The following is a 14,200-nucleotide window of genomic DNA, read 5'->3' as shown; positions in this document are numbered from 1 at the left end:
GTCAGGTTTCAGGTTGAGTTTGCGCAGACATGATAGCGGCCGCGCCTGCCGCCGGCATATCGGGCACACGATCTGCGGCATGACGCACTCAGCTCGCTTACGCGCCGGACGCCAGCCCCGTTCCATTGCCTATACTTTTTGCACACCAACGAAGATCAAAGGAGGAAGTTCATGTCAGACCACGTCTACAAACAAATTGAACTGACCGGTTCATCGACCACGTCGATCGACGACGCCATCAGCACCGCGATTTCAAAAGCATCGAAGACGCTGCGCAATTTGCACTGGTTCGAGGTGACGGAAACGCGGGGCCAGATCGAAAACGACAAGGTCGCCTACTGGCAGGTCACCATCAAGGTCGGCTTGCGCATCGACTAGGGCGTTGCGCGCTCAACCCGAGCGGAATTCAAAGCAAAACTGAAGCCCCAAAAAAAGCTGCGTCCGTACTGGACGCAGCTCCTTAAAGCAGCGGTTGCTGAAACCGCGGCCTGGTCGTTCGCGACCCGGTCGATCATCGCGAACCTGCGTTACTTCGGCAGCGAACCGTCCACGCCTTCCACATACCAGTTCAGGCGCTGCAATTCCGGATCGGTCAGCGTCTTGCCGGCGGGCACCTTGACCGCGCCGCCTTGATCCTTGAGCGGGCCGGTGAACACGTCCCACTTGCCGCCCGCCAGTTCATCGCGCTTCGCCGCCACCTGTTTCTGCGCGTCGGCCGGAATTGCCGACGTGTTCAGGTCTTCAAGATTGACGGCCTTTTGCGGAATGCCCCACCACACCGGGTCGTTCTTCCACTTGCCGTCCAGCACCTGCTGGATCGCCGCGTTGTAATACACGCCCCAGTGCGCGACCACCGAGCCGAGGTGCGCGTCAGGACCGAACTTCTTCATGTCCGAATCCCAGCCGAACGCGTGCACGTGCTTCTCCGAAGCGGTCGCGAGCGTCGCGCTCGAATCGGTGTTTTGCAGCAGCACGTCGGCGCCCTGCCCGATCAGCGTTTCAGCGGCCTGCTTTTCCTTACCCGGATCGAACCAGCTGTTGATCCAGATGACCTTGGTGTGCACCTTCGGATTCACCGAACGCGCGCCCAGCGTGTACGCGTTGATGTTGCGGATCACTTCAGGGATCGGCACCGATGCGACGAAGCCGAGCGTATTGGTCTTCGTCACGTAGCCCGCGGCGACGCCGGCCAGATACGCGCCCTGATACATGCGCACGTCATAGGTGCCGAAGTTCGGCGCCTTCTTGTAGCCGGTTGCGTGCAGGAACACCGTGTCCGGGAAGTCTTTCGCGACCTTCAGTTCGAAGTCCTGATAGCCGAAGCTCGAACCGATGATGATCTTGTTGCCCTTGTTCGCCAGATCGCGGAACACGCGCTCGGAGTCGGCCGATTCCGGCACGTTCTCGATGCGGGTGATCTTGATCTTGCTGCCGAACTTCGCTTCAGCTTCCTTCGAACCCTGGTCGTGCGCGAAGGTCCAGCCGGCATCGCCCGGGTTGCCGAGGTAGACGAACGCGACGCCCGGTGCGTCGGCGGCCTGTGCGGTTTGCGCAAGCGGCGCGGCGAGCGCCAGCGAGGCCGCGCCCCATGCAAAGGCGGTCAGCAGATTTCTTCTCTTCATGTTTTCTCCTGTCGTGTCTATCGAATGCGTGTTTATCAAATGATGTGAAACGTGTGGTCGGTCGACGGGGTCAACCGCGTCAGCCTGCCGAGAAAAACGGCTTGCCGAGCGATGCGGGCGCATTCAGGCGGATCGTGTTCGGATTGCGCGAAATCAGCACCAGCACGACGACGGTCGCGACATACGGCAGCATCGCGAGGAATTGCGTCGGCACCGGCACGCCGATCGCCTGCGCGTAGAACTGCAAGCCGGTCACCGCGCCGAACAGCAGCGCGCCGATCAGCAGACGCCCCGGGCGCCATGTCGCGAACACCACCAGTGCGAGCGCGATCCAGCCGCGGCCCGACGTGAGTTGCTCCTGCCACAGGTGCAGGTTGACGATCGAGTAATAACCACCCGCGAGCCCTGCCATGCCGCCGCCGAACGCCACCGCGCCATAGCGCACGCCGACCACTGGAAAGCCGACCGAGTGCGCGACTTGCGGCGATTCGCCGACCGAGCGCAGCACAAGGCCCGCACGCGTGCGGTACAGGAACCAGCCGATCACGGCGAACATCAGGAACGCGAGGTAGTCGAGCGGCGTGAGGCTGAAAAGCGCGGGGCCGAGCACCGGAATCTTCGAGAGACCCGGAATCGTCCACGTGTCGATCGTCGCGCGCACGGCTGCCGACGTGTACGGCTTGCCGACATATGCTGAGAGGCCGATGCCGAAGATCGTCAGCGACAGGCCGGTGGCGACCTGGTTGGCGAGCATCGTGAGTGTGAGAAACGCGAACAGCAGCGACATCGCGAGACCCGCGCCGATCGCGGCGACCACGCCGAGCCAAGGGTTGCCGGTAATCGCGGTGACCGCGTAGCCGGTGACCGCGCCCATCAGCATCATCCCTTCGACGCCGAGGTTGAGAACGCCCGACTTCTCGGTGACGAGTTCGCCTGCGCCCGCGAACATCAGCGGAATCGCGGCGGTAACGGCGCTCGAAGTGAGCGCGCTGGCTTGTTGAATATCCATGGAGATCAGGCGGGAAAAATCAGTGGGCCTGCGCGGCCAACGAACGGCGGCGCACGCGGTAGTTCACGAACAGGTCGGCGCCCAGCAGGCAAAACAGCAACAGCCCCTGGAACACGCCGGAAAGCGCCTGCGGCAATTGCATCGAGGTCTGCACCGCTTCGCCGCCGAGGTACAGCAGCGCCATCAGCAGGCTTGCGAGCACGATGCCGATCGGATGCAGCCGCCCGACGAACACGACGATGATCGCGGTGAAGCCATAGCCCGGCGACCACGTCGCCTGCAGCTGACCGATCGGGCCGGCGATCTCACCCATGCCGGCGAGGCCCGCCAGAGCGCCGCTGATCAGCAGCGACGTCCAGATGGTTTTCTTGTCGGAGAAACCGGCGTAGCGCGCGGCGAGCGGCGCGAGGCCGCCGACGTTCATCCGGTAGCCGGCAAAGCTCTTGCGCATGAACAGCCACACGAGCGGAATCGCGATCAGCGTGACGAACACCGACGCGTTCAGACGCGTGCCGCGCAGCCATTTCCAATGCCAGTCGCCGGCGAACGTCGGGTACAGCGCGTCGCCGCTGAACATCTCCGAGAGCGGAAAGTTCATGCCTTGCGGATCGCGCCACGGGCCGCTCACCAGATAGATCAGCAACTGCGTGGCCACGTACGTGAGCATCAGGCTGACGAGAATCTCGTTGGTGTTGAAGCGGCTCTTCAGCAGCGCCGGAATCGCCGCCCACACCATCCCGCCGAGCACACCGGCGATCATCATGGTCGGCAGGATCCACCAGCCGGTGGCCTGATCGAAATAGATCGCGACGCCGCTCGCGGCGATGCCGCCGAGCAGCATCTGCCCTTCAGCGCCGATGTTCCAGACGTTCGCGCGATAACCGATCGCGAGGCCAAGGCCGATCAGGCACAAAGGCGACGCCTTCAGCAGCAGTTCGGACCAGCCGTTCACGCTCGCGAGCGGCTCGATGAAAAATGCATGCATCGCCTGCAATGGATCACGGCCGACGAGGCTGAAGATCAGGAAGCCGATCACGAGCGTGAGCAACGCGGCAATCAGCGGCACAGCGATCTGCATCGTGCGCGAGGGCGTCGTGCGTGCTTCGAGTCGATACGGAAGAATCATGGGTAGCGTGTGATTTGTCTGGTTCTGGTTTTTAACGTGGGATCAGGCGCCGGATCGGCGACTGATCAGGCATGCGCCGGCTGTTCCGCCGAAGGCGGCGCACCCTCGCGGTCGCCGAACAGGCCTGCCATCCAGCGGCCGATTTCCTCGGCGTTGGTCGCGCCGGTCGCACGCACCGGCGAGAGTCTGCCGCGCGCGAGCACCGCGATGCGATCGCAGATGTCGAACAACTCCTCCAGTTCCTCGGAAATCACCAGAATCGCCACACCGCGCGCGGACAGATCGAGCAACTGCTGCCGGATGAAGGCCGCCGCGCCGACGTCGACGCCCCAGGTCGGCTGCGCGACCACCAGCACCTTGGGTGCCTGCAGAATCTCGCGGCCCATGATGTATTTCTGCAAATTGCCGCCGGAGAGACTTTGCGCCAGCGCTTCCGAACCGCCGCAACGCACATCGAAGGCTTCGATGCAGCGCTTGGCGAAGGCGCGCATCGCACCCGCCTTGATCCAGCCGGAGTGCACCATCTGTTGACGATGGGCGGTCAGCAGCGCGTTTTCCGACAGTGTCATCGCCGGCACTGCGCCGCGGCCGAGGCGCTCTTCCGGCACGAAACCGAAACTGAGGGCGCGCCGCCCGCCCGCGCCCATACGCCCCGCAGCCTTCCCGCAAATCGTGACCGCATCGGCGCGCACGCCGCGCTTTTCGCCCGAGAGGGCCGACAGCAGTTCGGCCTGGCCGTTGCCCGACACGCCCGCGATGCCGAAGATCTCGCCGGCATGCACGCCGAACGAGACGTTATCGAGCGAGGTGCCGAACGGATCGTCGCTCGCCACCGAGAGTTGCCTCACGTCGAGCAGCACGTCGCCCGGCTTGTGTTCACGCCTCGTGTAATCGGGCAGCGAATGACCGACCATCAATTGCGCGAGCGACGCGTGGGTTTCTTCTTTCGGCTTCACGTGACCGGTCACGCGGCCGCCGCGCATCACTGTCGCGGTATCACACAGCTCCTGGATTTCGTCGAGCTTGTGGCTGATGTAGAGGATGCTGCAGCCTTCGGCTGCGAGACGCCGCAAGGTCTCGAACAGCTTGCGCACCGCCTGCGGCGTGAGCACCGAAGTCGGCTCGTCCATGATCAACAGACGCGGGTTCTGCAACAGGCAACGCACGATCTCGACGCGTTGCCGTTCGCCCACCGTCAGGCTATGCACGTGCCGCTGCGGGTCGATGTCGAGGCCGTAGTCGGCGGAGACTTCGCGGATGCGTTTGGCGAGCGTCTTCAGGTCGAACGGTTCGTCGAGCGCGAGCGCGATGTTTTCGCCGACGGTCAGCGTCTCGAACAGCGAGAAATGCTGGAACACCATGCCGATGCCGAGCTTGCGCGCGGCCGCCGGGTTGGCGATCTCGACCGCCTGGCCTTCCCAGCGAATCTCGCCGGCGTCGGGCCGCACCGCGCCGTAGATGATCTTCATCAGCGTGCTTTTGCCGGCGCCGTTTTCGCCGAGCACGGCATGGATTTCGCCGGGCGCGACGATCAGTGTGACGTCGTCGTTGGCGCGCACGGCCGGATATTGTTTGGTGATGCCCTCGAGCACCAACCGGGGCGCCGCCTGTTCCGGCCTGTCTGCCGGCTGCGCGGCGGCGCCGTCGCTATAAGAAGAGTCGCTCATGTGATTCCGTAGTACGTCAGAGACTGCCCGTTATGGCACGTTCGCACGCCCTGTCAGCCTGCGATCCGTCACCACAACCGGATGACAATACCTAATTCGGCTCAGCCAGTCGAGCCGTCAAAATTCCCCGCAAACCCGCGCCACAGCGTGCTCTGCGGGTATCCCACTCTTGACGTGGTTTTGTATTCATATTAAAAGCCATATACCCCCATGCCCGTTCGATCAGCCAGCACATATATTTCGGAGAAGTCATGAGTCAGCAACGCGAGGCGATCGATACGTATTTACTACGCGTCTTGCACACCCTGTTGATGGAGCGCAGCGTGACGCGCGCCGCCGTCAAACTCAATCAATCGCAACCCGCCATCAGCGCGGCGCTGCGCCGTCTGCGCGACATCACCGGCGACCCGCTGCTGGTGCGCGGCAAGTCCGGCATGGTGCCGACCGAGTACGGCCTGCGCCTGCTCGAACCGGTGCAGAACGCGCTGCGCGAGATCGAACGCATCAAGTTCCAGCAGCACAACTTCGATCCGGCCACCTCGATCCGCTGCTACCGGATCGGCTGCCCGGACTACCTGAACGTGCTGTTCGTGCCGACGGTGGTCGAACGCTTTCGTCAGGCCGCGCCGAACGCGACGCTCGAGTTTCACTCGCTCGGGCCGGCGTTCGACTACGAACTGGCGCTCGAAGACGGCAAGCTCGATATCGTGGTCGGCAACTGGCCGGAGCCGCCGGAGCAATTGCACCTGTCGAATCTGTTCGTCGATCAGATCGTCTGCCTGATGAGCAACGCGCATCCGTTCGCCAAACGCGGCGGGCTGACGCTCGACCAGTACCTGAATGCTCCGCATCTTGCGCCTACTCCTTACTCGGTGGGCCAACGCGGCGCGATCGATGTGCACCTCGCGCGCGAGCGGTTAAAGCGTCATGTGGTCGTCACGTTGCCGTACTTCAATCTGGCGCCTTACGTGCTGATCAAGTCCGACCTGATCTTCACGACGACGCGCCTGTTTGCCGATTACTACGCCAAATTCCTGCCGCTGACCGTGGTGCCCGCACCGCTCGATTTCCCGCCGATGCAGTACTACCAGCTGTGGCACGAACGCGTGCATTACTCCGACGAAGTGCGCTGGCTGCGCAGTCTGGTTGCCGAAGCGACCAAGACGCTGATCGACAAACCTTGAGCTTCTTTGGTGCTCTATCGGCATCCCTCATGCGTAATGGATGCCGACAGATTTCACGCCTCGCACTTTGCGTGACTACGCCGCCGCTTCGTAAAGCGTTTTCGCCAGCCGGTTGTGCTGCTCGATGACCGGTCCGAGTTCCAGCGTCGTCAGTTGCCCGTCTTTCACTACCACCCTGCCGCCGATCACGCTATGACTCACCTGCGACGGCGCGCAGAACACCAGCGCCGCGACCGGATCGTGCAAGGCGCCCGCAAACAGCGGCTGACGCAGATCGAACGACACGAAGTCCGCCGCCATGCCCGGCGCCAATGCGCCGATATCGTCGCGGTTCAGCACCTTCGCGCCGCCTAGCGTCGCGATTTCCAATGCTTCCCGCGCGGTCATCGCATCCGGACCGAAGCCGACCCGCTGCAACAGCAACGCCTGCCGCACTTCCGCGACCATTTGCGCACCATCGTTCGACGCCGAACCGTCGACGCCGAGGCCCACCGGCACGCCCGCGAGGCGCATCCGCTTGACCGGCGCAATGCCCGAAGCCAGCCGCATGTTCGAGCACGGACAATGCGCGACGCCGGTGCCCGTCCGGGCAAACAGCGCGATGCCCGCTTCGTCGAGTTGCACGCAGTGCGCATGCCATACATCGTGACCGACCCAGCCGAGGTCTTCCGCATACTCGGCCGGCGTCATGCCGAACTTCTCGCGGCTGTACGCGATATCGTTGACGTTCTCCGCGAGGTGCGTGTGCAGCGATACGCCGTAATGCCGCGCCATCTTCGCCGATTCGCGCATCAGATCGCGGCTCACCGAGAACGGCGAGCACGGCGCGACCACCACGCGCAGCATCGCGTAACGTCCTTCGTCGTGGTACGTCTCGATCAGACGCTGCGTGTCCCGCAGGATGTCCGCTTCACGCTCGACCACCGAATCCGGCGGCAAACCGCCGTCTTTCTGCCCCACGCTCATGCTGCCGCGGGCCGCGTGAAAACGCATGCCGATCCGGCGCGCCGCGGCGATGCTGTCGTCGAGGCGGCTACCGTTCGGGTAGATATACAAATGGTCGCTCGAAGTCGTGCAACCGGACAGCAGCAGCTCGGCCATCGCCGTCAACGTCGAGACCTCGATCATCTCCGGCGTGAGGTTCGCCCATACCTTATAGAGGTTGGTCAGCCAGCCGAACAGCTCGGCGTCCTGCGCCGCGGGAATCGCCCGCGTCAAGCTCTGGTACATGTGGTGGTGCGTATTGACCAGCCCCGGAATCACCAGATGCCCACGCATGTCGAGCACTTCGTCGGCCGTTTGCGGCAGCTCCGCCGTCGGTCCGACCGCGACGATGCGGTTGTCCTCGATATACAGACCGCCGTCGCGCAGTTCGCGCCGGGCGCCGTCCATCGTGACCAGCACGTCCGCGTGCTTGACCAGCATCGTTCTCTTTGGCTTGTTGGGTTCCAAACCCACCTGCTCCATCGTCATTCGTTTCTCCGCGTCATTGCTTCCGTGCAAAGCCGTTCGAACGCGATGTGACGGCACGCCACCGTGCCGCCGCGTCCCGTCGAACGCCGTTGGCCCGGTTACCCAGCGTGCTTCCGCCGTCTTCGGGGTCCCCCGAGGGGACTTCCCTCGGGGCGTGCGCGGCACTGCCGCAGCGCAGGTGTAACCTTCGACGGCCAAAATAATGCTGACAACTCGCGCCAGTGCGATACCCGACTTCACGCTGCCGATATAGTGGGCCATTTTTGGCACCAGTACGATCGAATTGCGCGGTAATAGTCGAACGAATCGACTCGATGCGGCTTTCAACGGGCTGTCCGTCATGCGCCAGGTATTATCTTTCCTATCTCGCGCGCGCTGATGGGAACAACCTTTTTACAATGGCTGTCACGGCGCTCGCTTCAATTCGCCGACGGGTATGTAGCCACTGACGTGGAGCCTCGATCCGCCGCAAACGTATTCTGGATCGGGCTGCCGCCGAAACCTCGCATTCACATAAGGAAAATTGCGAATGGGAAAGCTCACTACCCACGTGCTCGACACCGCGAACGGCCGTCCCGGCGCGGGCATCAAGGTCGAACTCTTCGCGCTCTCCGGCGACACCCGCCGCGCGCTCAAAACCACCGTCACCAATGACGACGGCCGCTGCGACCAGCCGCTGCTCGAAGGCGATGCTTTAGTCGCGGGCGAATATGAACTCGTGTTCGGCGCCGGCGACTACTTCGCGTCGATCGGCACAAAGGTGCCGGAGCCGCGCTTCGTCGACCGTGTCGTGCTGCGCTTCGGCGTGGCCGATGCCGGCGCACACTATCACGTGCCGCTGCTGGTGTCGCCGTGGTCGTACAGCACCTATCGGGGCAGCTAAGGGGAGACAGTCAAGCGTCTCTCTGTAGGCGTTGGACGAGGGCGATGAAGTCGCGCTGCATTTTTGATCGCGCTCGATTGCATTGCGCAGATGTGCGCAGATGTCTGAACACACCCGCGAAACGCAATCGAACGCTGGCGACTCAACCCGCAGTTCCATAAAAAAACGGCGTCGTGCGAACTGAGCGCACTGCGTCTTTCGCCCTGAAGGGGCGCAGCCCCGAAAGAAGTCCCCTTGGGGGGCACCCCGCAGTCTGTGCAGTGACGTCAAGCATGCCGACGACCCGTCGCCGGGTCCCAGAAGGCGCAAACGTCGTTGCACGCACAATGAATCAGAAGTGGAGGAGTGTCATGGAAGGCTTTATCACCGACTGGCTGAATCTGGCGATTCGCTGGTTCCACGTCATCGCCGCGATTGCATGGATCGGCGAGTCGTTCTATTTCGTCGCGCTGGACAACAGCCTGAAACCACCACAGGACCCGAACCAGCGCAAGCGCGGCGTGTTCGGCGAACTGTGGCACGTGCATGGCGGCGGCTTCTACAACATGCAGAAGTACACCGTCGCGCCGCCGGAAATGCCGGAGGACCTGCACTGGTCGAAGTGGCCGTCGTACACGACGTGGCTGTCGGGCTTTGGTCTGTTCACCGTGCTGTATCTGTTCTCGCCGACCACGTATCTGATCGACAAGAACGTGCTCGATATGGGTCCGGTGGTCGCCGTTGCTTCGGCACTCGGCTTCCTCGCCGCGGGCTGGATCGTCTACGACTCGCTGTGCCGGATCCTCGGCAATAAGGACAAGGTGCTCGGCATCTGCGTCGGCGCTTATGTGCTTATCGCGGCATGGCTCGCGTGCCACATCTTCGCGGGCCGCGCGGCTTACCTGATCATGGGCGCGATGCTGGCCACGATCATGTCGGCGAACGTGTTCTTCGTGATCATTCCCGGCCAGCGCAAAATGGTCGACGCGATGCTCAAGGGCGACACGCCGAACCCGATCTACGGCAAGCGCGGCAAGCAACGTTCGGTGCACAACACGTATTTCACGCTGCCGGTGGTGTTCGCGATGCTGTCGAACCACTACGCAATGACGTACACGCACCCGTACAACTGGGCCGTGCTGGTGATCATCATGCTGGCCGGCGCGCTGATTCGCCAGTTCTTCGTGATGCGTCACCGCGGTCAGGTGCTGTGGTATCTGCCGCTGATCGGTATCGTGCTGATGTTCGCCGCCCTCTTCTGGACGATGCCGAAGCCGGTCGTGCCGCAAGCGCAAGCCGCGAATGCACCGGTCGTCAAGGTGGCCGATATCGCGCCGGTGCTGCAACAGCGTTGCGTGGCGTGCCACTCCGCACATCCCACGATGATGGGCAGCGCGCCGGCCGGTGTGCTGCTCGATACGCCGGACGAGATCTCGCAGAACGCACAGCGGATCTATCAGCAAGCGGTGACGTTGAAGGCAATGCCGCTCGGCAATGTGACGCACATGACCGACGACGAGCGGATGAAGATTGCCGCCTGGTTTCAAGGCGGTGCTGTGAAGTGATGACCGAGCCGGGCCTCGCGCCCGGCCTGGCGAAACATCAAGCGGGCTTTTCGCGCGAGCGGGAAGCCCGCTTTTTCTTTGCTGCCTGCACAATGACCACCCTTGCTGACGTCTCTGACATGCTGAAGGCCGTACGGCACGAAAGCAGCCTGTCGCAAGATGAATTGGCGCGGCGTGCCGGCGTCGCGCGCACCACGGTCGCGCGCATGGAAACGCTCGCCAAAAACGACATGAGCGTCTCGGTTCTCGTACGCCTGCTCGAAGCGGCAGGCTACGACCTCAAGGTCGTAGCGCATGGACATGGGCACACGCTCGAGGACATCCTGGCTGAGCAGCGCATGCCGGATTCGCGTTCATGAGGCTCGACGTTCGGGTTCTTGGCAAGCGTGGCTGAACGACGAGCTTGCGCCCATCACGGCCCGCAAATACAAAAAGCCCACAGCATGCACTGTGGGCTTTTTGCATAAACAACCTGTTCAATAATACGCTGACGCTAAAAGCCTCAAACCGTCATCGCGCTCAATGCATCTTCGGTGAGCCAGAGCGACTCGGCCAGATCCTGCTCGTTGAGATTAAGCCCATCCCCGCCACGGTCGACAACGATGAAGTCGCTCACGTCACCCAGCGCGATCAGCGGATGGTGCCACACGCCCTTCGCATAGTTGACGCCCTGCCAGCCGCTCGTCACGAACGCGCGAATCTGCGACGCATCCAGTTCGCCCGCCGGCGCCACGACCACCAGATAAGGCTTGTCGTTCAACGGCACGAACGCCTGGCTGCCGAGCGGATGACGCTCGAGCATCTTCACTTCGAACGGCAGCGTGCGCGGCTGCCCGCGAAACAGGTTCACCAGCGTGCGGCCGTTCTCGTCGGTCACGTCCACCTTCGCGAGGTCGTGATAACGGATCGTGGTGCCGAGGTTGATCGGAATCTGCTTCGCGCCTCCGAGTTCAATCACGTCGCCGAACGGGGCGAACGCTTCCTTCGTCAACGGTTCTATAGCCAGATTTTTCATGATGCGAGTGTGCCCCACAGACGCAGACGCGACACACCACCGTCCGGAATGATGTTAAAGCGCACGTGCGTCACGGGACCCAGCGCGGCGATTTCGCTCTCGAAGTAATGCTGTTTGTCCATCTGCAGCTTCTGTTCGCCGAGCAGCACCGGCCAGAACATCGCCTGCGTAATCAGCGAGCTATCCGTGCCGCCCGTCACATACGCGGCCTGAATCGAGCAACGGTCCGGATAGTTGCCCTTGAAGTGAGCCGTATCCACTTCGATCTTCCTGATCACGCCCGGTTGCGCCAGCGCGACAATCGCCCAGTCGTTGCCCGGCTCGCGGCGGCGGCGCGTTTCCCAGCCGTCGCCCATGTTCACGCCACGGCCCGGCATCAGGATCGTCGACGCAGCGCCGAAGTGCTGGTTGTTCGCGGCGACCAGATATGCGCCGTTTTCCATCGACGCCAGATCGAACTGCTCAGTGCGGCTCGCGCCGGCCCAATCGACTTGCGGCTGACCATACACGCGCAGACGCGCGATGCCGCCGTCCGGGTAGATGTTCACGCGCAGATGCGTGTAGGCGTTGGTGTCGCTGACTTCGTGATAGTGATGGCTGTTGCCTTGCAACGTGGCCGACGGGACGATCTCGGTCCATTGCGTCGATTGGTTCGGCACGCCGTCCACCACGCGGGCGGCTTCCACCGAAGCCGCCGGCGGGAAGTTACCCGTGAAGTGGCTGGTGTCGAGATCGAGCCCCTTGATCACGCCCGGACGCGCGAGCTTGACGACGCACCAGTCGTAGCCGGTGGCCCGCTTGCGGCGCGTTTCCCAGCCGTCCATCCACTTGCCGTTGTCGTCGTACTTGCCGGGAATGAAGACAGCCGGCTCCGGATTCAGCATGCGTTCCTTCGGCGCGAAGAAATCGTCGCTGGCCTCGAGCGCCTGCGCGCCCAGACGCGGGTCCGCGAGGTTCACATAGCGGCGCGTGAAGTCCGGTGCGTTGGGGTCGAGAATCGGGAGTGCCATCTTTGTCTTCCTTAATGTTTGCTAGTGCTGAAAAAAACGTTTCGGTTCGAGGTCCGCGACGCGCGCGCGGTTCAAGCGAGGTTCAGGCGCGGTTCAAGTTACGAGCCTTACGCGTCGATCAGGTCGTCGAGCCGGAAACGTGCAATGCGGTAGATCTGGTCGAGGCTGGCGCGCAATTCATCGGCGCGGCTGTTGTTCACACGCGCTTCGAAGTTCGCGATGATGCCGTGGCGATCGAAGCCGCGCACCGCGAGGATGAACGGGAAACCGAACTTCTCGCGATAGGCGCTGTTCAACGCGACCAGTCTGTCGAATTCTTCCTGAGTGCATTGGGCGAGGCCCGCGCCGCTTTGCTCACGCGTCGATTCGGCCGTCAGTTCGCCGCGCACCGCAGCTTTGCCGGCAAGCTCCGGGTGAGCGTTGATCAACGCGAGCTGCTTCTCTTCACCTGCCGTCTCGACGATATTCGACATCTTGCGATGCAACTCGTCGATGCTGGCGAACGGCCTTTGATTCGCGGCGATTTCCGCAACCCACGGCGAGTGCTCGAAAATGCCCGACAGCGCCGCGACGAACGCGTCGGTCGAGGTGCTGTTGAGTTGGTCCAGAGTGTATTGCATCGCCTTCATGCCGCTGCCCCGCGGTTGTTTTGCTGGTAAGGGTGATGTTCGCGCCAGTGCCGCGCGATATCGACGCGCCGCGTCACCCACACGCGATCGTGCTGTTCGATATGGTCGAGAAAACGTTGCAGCGCGCGGAAGCGCCCTGGACGGCCGAGCAAGCGGCAGTGCATGCCGATCGACAGCATCTTGGGCGCTTCTTCGCCCTCTTCATAGAGCACGTCGAATGCGTCGCGCAGATACGTGAAGAAGTGATCCGCGGTGTTGAAGCCTTGCGGGCTCGCAAAACGCATGTCGTTGGTGTCGAGCGTGTACGGCACGATCAGTTGCGGCACTGTCGAGCCGCCCGTCACTTCGACGTCCATCCAGAACGGCAGGTCGTCGCCGTAGTAATCCGAGTCGTACAGGAAGCCACCGTATTCGGCGACCAGCCGATGCGTATTGGGACTGTCGCGGCCGGTGTACCAGCCGAGTGGACGCTCGCCCGTGACGCGCTCGATCGCTTCCATGCCGAGTCGCATGTGCTCGGCCTCTTTCTCCGGCGACACGTCCTGATAGTGAATCCAGCGATAGCCGTGGCAAGCGATTTCGTGACCGAGTTCGACGAATGCGCGTGCCAGTTCCGGATGCCGTTCGATCGCCATGCCGACACCGAACACGGTCAGCGGTAAACCGCGCTTTTCGAATTCGCGCAGGATGCGCCACACGCCGGCCCGCGAACCGTATTCGTAGATCGACTCCATGCTCATGTGGCGAGCCGGATAGGCGGCCGCGCCGACGATCTCCGAGAGGAACTGCTCCGAGCCCGGATCGCCGTGCAGCACGCAGTTTTCACCGCCCTCTTCGTAGTTCAGGACGAATTGCACGGCCACACGCGCTCGACCAGGCCAGTTCGCTTGCACCGGGTGGCGGCCGTAGCCGATCAGATCGCGTGGATAGTTCGAGTCGAGTGGCATGGTTTGACGAGATGCGTGGTGACGGTACGTAAAATTCGCGTGGAGCTCACGTGACATGCACGTGGAGCTCGCGTGGGGTTTGCTTGTGATC

General features: G+C 62.8%; 14 protein-coding genes. 5 read left to right on the top strand and 9 right to left on the bottom strand.

The window, feature by feature from the left end:
* Positions 1 to 171: 171 nt before the first annotated feature.
* A complete protein-coding gene (locus tag WN982_RS09735) occupies positions 172 to 378 on the top strand; it encodes a dodecin (RefSeq protein ID WP_341315481.1) in 207 nt (68 codons plus the stop codon).
* Positions 379 to 527: 149 nt separating this feature from the next.
* Here the strand turns inward: WN982_RS09735 and WN982_RS09730 are convergent, their stop codons facing one another.
* The 4 genes from WN982_RS09730 to WN982_RS09715 form a co-directional block, all read right to left on the bottom strand.
* Positions 528 to 1,622, bottom strand: coding sequence for a BMP family ABC transporter substrate-binding protein (locus WN982_RS09730; protein ID WP_341315480.1), 1,095 nt, complete (start codon positions 1,620 to 1,622; stop codon positions 528 to 530).
* A 79-nt stretch (positions 1,623 to 1,701) separates the two neighbouring features.
* The gene (locus WN982_RS09725; RefSeq protein ID WP_341315479.1) at positions 1,702 to 2,631 is read right to left on the bottom strand and encodes an ABC transporter permease; all 930 of its coding nucleotides are present in this window, start codon (positions 2,629 to 2,631) and stop codon (positions 1,702 to 1,704) included.
* Positions 2,632 to 2,650: 19 nt separating this feature from the next.
* The gene (locus WN982_RS09720; RefSeq protein ID WP_341315478.1) at positions 2,651 to 3,757 is read right to left on the bottom strand and encodes an ABC transporter permease; all 1,107 of its coding nucleotides are present in this window, start codon (positions 3,755 to 3,757) and stop codon (positions 2,651 to 2,653) included.
* A 65-nt stretch (positions 3,758 to 3,822) separates the two neighbouring features.
* Positions 3,823 to 5,424, bottom strand: coding sequence for an ABC transporter ATP-binding protein (locus tag WN982_RS09715; RefSeq protein WP_341315477.1), 1,602 nt, complete (start codon positions 5,422 to 5,424; stop codon positions 3,823 to 3,825).
* A 251-nt stretch (positions 5,425 to 5,675) separates the two neighbouring features.
* On the opposite strand from WN982_RS09715, the gene WN982_RS09710 reads away from it, so the two are divergent.
* Positions 5,676 to 6,608, top strand: a complete 933-nt coding sequence (locus WN982_RS09710) for a LysR substrate-binding domain-containing protein (RefSeq protein ID WP_012433318.1) — start codon at positions 5,676 to 5,678, stop codon at positions 6,606 to 6,608.
* 75 nt (positions 6,609 to 6,683) lie between these two features.
* On the opposite strand, the gene WN982_RS09705 is transcribed toward WN982_RS09710, so the two are convergent.
* Positions 6,684 to 8,081, bottom strand: coding sequence for an 8-oxoguanine deaminase (locus tag WN982_RS09705; RefSeq protein ID WP_341315476.1), 1,398 nt, complete (start codon positions 8,079 to 8,081; stop codon positions 6,684 to 6,686).
* 529 nt (positions 8,082 to 8,610) lie between these two features.
* Between WN982_RS09705 and uraH the strand changes: the two genes are divergently transcribed.
* The 3 genes from uraH (at position 8,611) to WN982_RS09690 (ending at position 10,867) form a co-directional block, all read left to right on the top strand.
* Positions 8,611 to 8,964 (top strand): hydroxyisourate hydrolase, encoded by a 354-nt coding sequence (gene uraH / locus WN982_RS09700; RefSeq protein ID WP_341315475.1) that lies wholly within the window; start codon positions 8,611 to 8,613, stop codon positions 8,962 to 8,964.
* A gap of 350 nt (positions 8,965 to 9,314) precedes the next feature.
* Positions 9,315 to 10,508 carry a urate hydroxylase PuuD gene (locus WN982_RS09695; protein WP_341315474.1) on the top strand — a complete coding sequence of 398 codons (1,194 nt, stop codon included), beginning with the start codon at positions 9,315 to 9,317 and terminating at the stop codon, positions 10,506 to 10,508.
* Between the two features lie 92 nt (positions 10,509 to 10,600).
* Positions 10,601 to 10,867 carry a helix-turn-helix transcriptional regulator gene (locus WN982_RS09690; protein WP_341315762.1) on the top strand — a complete coding sequence of 89 codons (267 nt, stop codon included), beginning with the start codon at positions 10,601 to 10,603 and terminating at the stop codon, positions 10,865 to 10,867.
* A gap of 143 nt (positions 10,868 to 11,010) precedes the next feature.
* Here WN982_RS09690 and WN982_RS09685 read toward each other — a convergent pair whose 3' ends face one another.
* The 4 genes from WN982_RS09685 to puuE all read right to left on the bottom strand — a co-directional run bounded on the left by WN982_RS09685 (position 11,011) and on the right by puuE (position 14,109).
* On the bottom strand, positions 11,011 to 11,523 hold the full coding sequence (locus tag WN982_RS09685; protein ID WP_341315473.1) for an ureidoglycolate lyase: 513 nt from the start codon (positions 11,521 to 11,523) through the stop codon (positions 11,011 to 11,013).
* Positions 11,520 to 12,533, bottom strand: coding sequence for an allantoicase (gene alc, locus WN982_RS09680; RefSeq protein WP_341315472.1), 1,014 nt, complete (start codon positions 12,531 to 12,533; stop codon positions 11,520 to 11,522). The genes WN982_RS09685 and alc overlap by 4 nt, the downstream gene beginning before the upstream one ends.
* A gap of 107 nt (positions 12,534 to 12,640) precedes the next feature.
* On the bottom strand, positions 12,641 to 13,162 hold the full coding sequence (gene uraD, locus WN982_RS09675) for a 2-oxo-4-hydroxy-4-carboxy-5-ureidoimidazoline decarboxylase (protein WP_341315471.1): 522 nt from the start codon (positions 13,160 to 13,162) through the stop codon (positions 12,641 to 12,643).
* On the bottom strand, positions 13,159 to 14,109 hold the full coding sequence (gene puuE / locus WN982_RS09670; protein WP_341315470.1) for an allantoinase PuuE: 951 nt from the start codon (positions 14,107 to 14,109) through the stop codon (positions 13,159 to 13,161). Before puuE ends, uraD begins: the two co-directional genes overlap by 4 nt.
* Between the last annotated feature and the right edge of the window lie 91 nt (positions 14,110 to 14,200).

This window comes from Paraburkholderia sp. IMGN_8 (assembly GCF_038050405.1).
Lineage (GTDB): Bacteria > Pseudomonadota > Gammaproteobacteria > Burkholderiales > Burkholderiaceae > Paraburkholderia.
The sequence above is the reverse complement of the archived record's forward strand: the minus strand, read 5'-3'. Positions and strand labels throughout refer to the sequence as shown.

Excerpts from the sequence above, each read along its gene's own strand:
- uraH (WP_341315475.1), top strand. The coding sequence starts at position 8,611 with ATGGGAAAGCTCACTACCCACGTGCTCGACACCGCGAACGGCCGTCCC.
- WN982_RS09685 (WP_341315473.1), bottom strand. The coding sequence starts at position 11,523 with ATGAAAAATCTGGCTATAGAACCGTTGACGAAGGAAGCGTTCGCCCCG.
- WN982_RS09710 (WP_012433318.1), top strand. The coding sequence starts at position 5,676 with ATGAGTCAGCAACGCGAGGCGATCGATACGTATTTACTACGCGTCTTG.
- WN982_RS09720 (WP_341315478.1), bottom strand. The coding sequence starts at position 3,757 with ATGATTCTTCCGTATCGACTCGAAGCACGCACGACGCCCTCGCGCACG.
- WN982_RS09690 (WP_341315762.1), top strand. The coding sequence starts at position 10,601 with ATGACCACCCTTGCTGACGTCTCTGACATGCTGAAGGCCGTACGGCAC.
- WN982_RS09730 (WP_341315480.1), bottom strand. The coding sequence starts at position 1,622 with ATGAAGAGAAGAAATCTGCTGACCGCCTTTGCATGGGGCGCGGCCTCG.
- uraD (WP_341315471.1), bottom strand. The coding sequence starts at position 13,162 with ATGAAGGCGATGCAATACACTCTGGACCAACTCAACAGCACCTCGACC.
- WN982_RS09705 (WP_341315476.1), bottom strand. The coding sequence starts at position 8,081 with ATGACGATGGAGCAGGTGGGTTTGGAACCCAACAAGCCAAAGAGAACG.
- puuE (WP_341315470.1), bottom strand. The coding sequence starts at position 14,109 with ATGCCACTCGACTCGAACTATCCACGCGATCTGATCGGCTACGGCCGC.
- WN982_RS09715 (WP_341315477.1), bottom strand. The coding sequence starts at position 5,424 with ATGAGCGACTCTTCTTATAGCGACGGCGCCGCCGCGCAGCCGGCAGAC.
- WN982_RS09735 (WP_341315481.1), top strand. The coding sequence starts at position 172 with ATGTCAGACCACGTCTACAAACAAATTGAACTGACCGGTTCATCGACC.
- WN982_RS09725 (WP_341315479.1), bottom strand. The coding sequence starts at position 2,631 with ATGGATATTCAACAAGCCAGCGCGCTCACTTCGAGCGCCGTTACCGCC.
- WN982_RS09695 (WP_341315474.1), top strand. The coding sequence starts at position 9,315 with ATGGAAGGCTTTATCACCGACTGGCTGAATCTGGCGATTCGCTGGTTC.
- alc (WP_341315472.1), bottom strand. The coding sequence starts at position 12,533 with ATGGCACTCCCGATTCTCGACCCCAACGCACCGGACTTCACGCGCCGC.